The following is a 3889-nucleotide window of genomic DNA, read 5'->3' as shown; positions in this document are numbered from 1 at the left end:
GGCATGGATGCCGCGAGAGGCGTGCGGGGCCATGGATGGCCCCTCACGCCGTGCCCCCGGAGCGACGATGGAGCGAGGGGACCCGGCGTAGCCGGGCCGGATGCAGGGGCAAGCCCTTTTGGTTTCTTTTGGGGCGACTGCCAAAAGAGACTCGCCGGGAGGCGAAACAGAGACTCCCTGCCGGCTCGACAATCAGCCGGGTTCAGGTGGTTCTAGCAACACTGAATGCAGACATAGCCAATTCATTCGCCAAGCAGGCCGCAGGTCTGCCCTGAAAGGCCCCATGGGGACGCTGCGCGTCCCTTGGCGAATGAATTCGCCCCTACACCCCCAGCGCCTGCAGCACGCTGGCCCCGGTAAAGAGAAACAGCACCTGCTCCTCCGCCTCCGCACGTATGGCCTCGCGGCGCTCCGGCTGGCCGATGTAGTCCAGGGACATCTGGAACAGGTTGCGGCTGACCAGGCTGGATACCCGCCGTACCACCGCTGGCTCGACCTGCGCCGGGAGCAGCTGGAACTCGCTGATGTCCTCGGCCATGTCGGCGGTGAAATCGTCCATCACCTCGCGCAGTGCCGCACGCAGCACTGGCGAGGAGCCGTGCAGTTCGCGCACGCCGATGATGAAGGCTTCGCTGTTGCCGTCGACGAAATCGAAGAACAGCTGCACTGTCTCGCGGCACACCCGCCGGCCGCGGCCGAGGTCGATGCCCAGCAGCTTCGGCATCTCCGCCTGGGAACCCCGCACCGCGCGGGCCGCCGCCTCACGGCGCAGCTCGCGCAGGGGCTGGCGCAGCTGGGTGGAAATGTTGCGGATGATGGCCAGGCCGAGGTCGTCCACATCCTTGAAGTGGCGATAGAAGGTGTTGGGGTTCAGCCCCGCCTCTCGCGCCAGCTCGCGCAGGCCCAGGCCACCCAGGCTGCGACTCTGCGAGCCCAGCCGCAGCGCCGCCTCCATGAGCAGGCGCTTGCCCGGAGCGTCGGGGCTTCTGTCGCGGGGCGGCTGTTCGTCGGCGCTGGCGGAATTCATGGTTGGCCCTACCTAAGGTTGGTTGTGACGGCGCTGGATTGCCGGCGAGTATACATCTGTCTACCTTGGTATACAGATGTATACGTCGCAACTAACAAGAACAGGAGCTCGGCCCATGAATGCGTCAGCCTCACCCCACACCCCTGCCCGCCATTGCAAGATCGCCATCATAGGCTCCGGCTTCTCCGGCCTGGGTATGGCGATCCGCCTGAAGCAGAAGGGCGAGAACGATTTCCTCATGTTCGAGAAGGAACCCGGCATCGGCGGCACCTGGCGGGTGAACAACTACCCCGGCTGCGGCTGCGACGTGCAATCGCACCTCTATTCCTTCTCCTTCGAGCCCAACCCGAACTGGACGCGCATGTTCGCCAAGCAGGGCGAGATCAAGAGCTACCTGGAAGGCTGCTGGGCAAAGTACCGGCTGCAGGACAAGACCTTGCTCGACACCGAGATCACCCGCCTGGCCTGGAACGAGCTGGACGAGCTGTGGCAGATCGAGGACGCCGCCGGCAATCACTACACGGCGCAGTTCGTGGTCTCCGGCATGGGCGCCCTGTCCACTCCGTCGATCCCGGCGCTGAATGGGCTGGAGAACTTCCAGGGCACGAGCTTCCACTCCCAGCAGTGGAACCATGACTACGACCTGGCGGGCAAGCGCGTGGCGGTGATCGGCACCGGCGCCTCCAGCATCCAGTTCGTCCCGCAGATCCAGAAGCAGGTCGTCCAGCTCGACCTCTACCAGCGCACCGCGCCCTGGATCATGCCCAAGCCCGACCGCGCCATCAGCGAGGGCGAGCGTTCGCGCTTCAAGCGCTTCCCAGTCCTGCAGAAGCTCTGGCGCGGCGCCATCTACGCCGTTCTCGAAAGCCGTGTCATCGGCTTTGCCCTGACACCACGGGTGATGAAACTGGCCCAGTGGCTCGCCACGGGCTACATCAAACGCAAGATCAAGGACCCGGAACTGCGCGCCAAGGTCACCCCGGACTACACCATGGGCTGCAAGCGGGTGCTGATCTCCAACGACTACTACCCGGCCCTGACCCAGCCCAACGTCGACGTGATCACCGACGGCATCCGGGAAATCCGCGCCGGCAGCATCGTCACCGCCGACGGCCAGGAACGCGACGTCGACGCCATCATCTTCGGCACCGGTTTCACCCCCAGCGATCCGCTGCCCCGTGGCGTGGTCTTCGGCCGCGGCGGCGTCGACCTGCTGGACACCTGGCCGCAAGGTCCCGAGGCCTACAAGGGCACCATGACCGCGGGCTTCCCCAACCTGTTCTTCCTCATGGGACCGAACACGGGCCTGGGCCACAACTCCATGGTCTACATGATCGAATCGCAGATCCATTACGTGCTCGGCGCCCTCGACCTGCTCGGTGAGCGCCGCCTGCGCAGCCTGGAGGTCAAGCGCGACGTGCAGGACAGGTTCAATGGCAAGCTCCAGGGCAGCCTGGGCAATACCGTGTGGAACGCCGGCGGCTGCAAGAGCTGGTACCTGCACCCAGTGAGCGGCCGCAACTGCACCGTCTGGCCAGGCTTCACCTGGCGCTTCCGCCTGCTGACCCGCAACTTCGACCCGGCGGCCTATCACTTCAGCCGTAGCGTGCCGGCCCATGCCGCCCAGGGCGCCCTGCAACTGGCCACCCAGGAGGTGCCGGCATGAAATCCTTCGAGAACAAGGTTGCCGCCATCACCGGCGCGGGCTCCGGCATCGGCCGCGCGCTGGCCTGCGCGCTCGCCCGCCAGGGCTGCCAGGTGGCCCTGGCCGACGTGAATGCCGAAGGCCTGGCGGAAACCGCCGCCCTGGTGCGCAAACTCGGCGTGCAGGTCACCGAGACCCTGGTCAACGTCGCCGACCGCGACGCCGTGCACGCGTGGGCCGAGCAGGTGGTGCTGGACCACGGCCGGGTCAACCTGATCATCAACAACGCCGGCGTCGCCCATGCCGGCACGGTGGACGGCAGTGACTACTCGGAATACGAGTGGATCATGAACATCAACTTCTGGGGCGTGGTGTACGGCACCAAGGCCTTCCTGCCGCACCTGAAGGCCAGCGGCGAGGGCCATGTGGTCAACGTTTCCAGCGTCTTCGGCCTGTTCGCCCAGCCGGGCATGAGCGCCTACAACGCCACCAAGTTCGCCGTGCGCGGCTTCACCGAATCCCTGCGCCAGGAACTGGACATGGAGGACTGCGGGGTCTCCGCCAGTTGCGTGCACCCCGGCGGTATCAAGACCAATATCGCCAAGACCGCGCGGATGAACGACAGCCTGGCCAGGGTCACCGGCCAGGAAGCCAGCCGCGCCCGTCAGCAATTCAACGACCAACTGCTGCGCACCACCCCGGACAAGGCCGCCGAAGTGATACTGCGCGGCGTGTTGCGCGACAGTCGGCGCATCCTCATCGGCGCCGACGCCTGGGCCCTGGACGGCATGCAGCGTCTGCTACCCACCCTCTACCAGCGCCTGGTCACCGGCTCCATGCGCCTGGCGGCCCGCTTCGCGCCCAGGCCGAAGGCGGTGGAGGCATCCAAGGCGGCGGAGTGAGACAGGGGGCTGCTGCGCAGCCCTTCGCGATTGAAATGGCTATGTCTGCGTTAGCTGTTGCAGCACCGAATAGAGGCGTCTAGTACGGCTCTTTCAGACCTCCGCGCCTGCCTGATGCATCCCTCTCCCCCGGCCCCTCTCCCGGAGGGCGAGGGGTGACTCGCGCCTGACAGGGCGCGGCAATCCTGTTGCCTGTTCAGTGCCTGAACCTGTGCAGAAGAGGTGGGGCAGCGATTCCGCCCCGTCAGAAGGCCGAGCGGAAGCGTTGCGCAGGGGGACGAGCGGCATGGATGCCGCGAGAGGCGTGCGGGGCCA

3 protein-coding genes are annotated in these 3889 nt (G+C 66.2%); 2 read left to right on the top strand and 1 reads right to left on the bottom strand.

Going from position 1 to position 3889, the window contains the following annotated elements; all coding sequences use genetic code 11:
- Positions 1 to 322: 322 nt before the first annotated feature.
- Positions 323 to 1027 carry a TetR family transcriptional regulator gene (locus E8F11_RS29585; protein ID WP_280292482.1) on the bottom strand — a complete coding sequence of 235 codons (705 nt, stop codon included), beginning with the start codon at positions 1025 to 1027 and terminating at the stop codon, positions 323 to 325.
- 115 nt (positions 1028 to 1142) lie between these two features.
- Here E8F11_RS29585 and E8F11_RS29580 point away from each other — a divergent pair, with 115 nt between their 5' ends.
- The gene (locus E8F11_RS29580) at positions 1143 to 2693 is read left to right on the top strand and encodes an NAD(P)/FAD-dependent oxidoreductase (RefSeq protein ID WP_280292481.1); all 1551 of its coding nucleotides are present in this window, start codon (positions 1143 to 1145) and stop codon (positions 2691 to 2693) included.
- Complete coding sequence (locus tag E8F11_RS29575; protein WP_280292480.1) at positions 2690 to 3574, top strand: SDR family NAD(P)-dependent oxidoreductase; 885 nt, start codon at positions 2690 to 2692, stop codon at positions 3572 to 3574. Before E8F11_RS29580 ends, E8F11_RS29575 begins: the two co-directional genes overlap by 4 nt.
- The last annotated feature ends 315 nt before the right edge of the window (positions 3575 to 3889 follow it).

This window comes from Pseudomonas sp. BN417 (assembly GCF_029871205.1).
GTDB lineage: Bacteria > Pseudomonadota > Gammaproteobacteria > Pseudomonadales > Pseudomonadaceae > Metapseudomonas.
The sequence above is the reverse complement of the archived record's forward strand: the minus strand, read 5'-3'. Positions and strand labels throughout refer to the sequence as shown.

What these genes read in the sequence shown, in the direction of transcription:
- E8F11_RS29585 (WP_280292482.1), bottom strand. Translation starts at nt 1,027, where the DNA reads ATGAATTCCGCCAGCGCCGACGAACAGCCGCCCCGCGACAGAAGCCCC.
- E8F11_RS29580 (WP_280292481.1), top strand. Translation starts at nt 1,143, where the DNA reads ATGAATGCGTCAGCCTCACCCCACACCCCTGCCCGCCATTGCAAGATC.
- E8F11_RS29575 (WP_280292480.1), top strand. Translation starts at nt 2,690, where the DNA reads ATGAAATCCTTCGAGAACAAGGTTGCCGCCATCACCGGCGCGGGCTCC.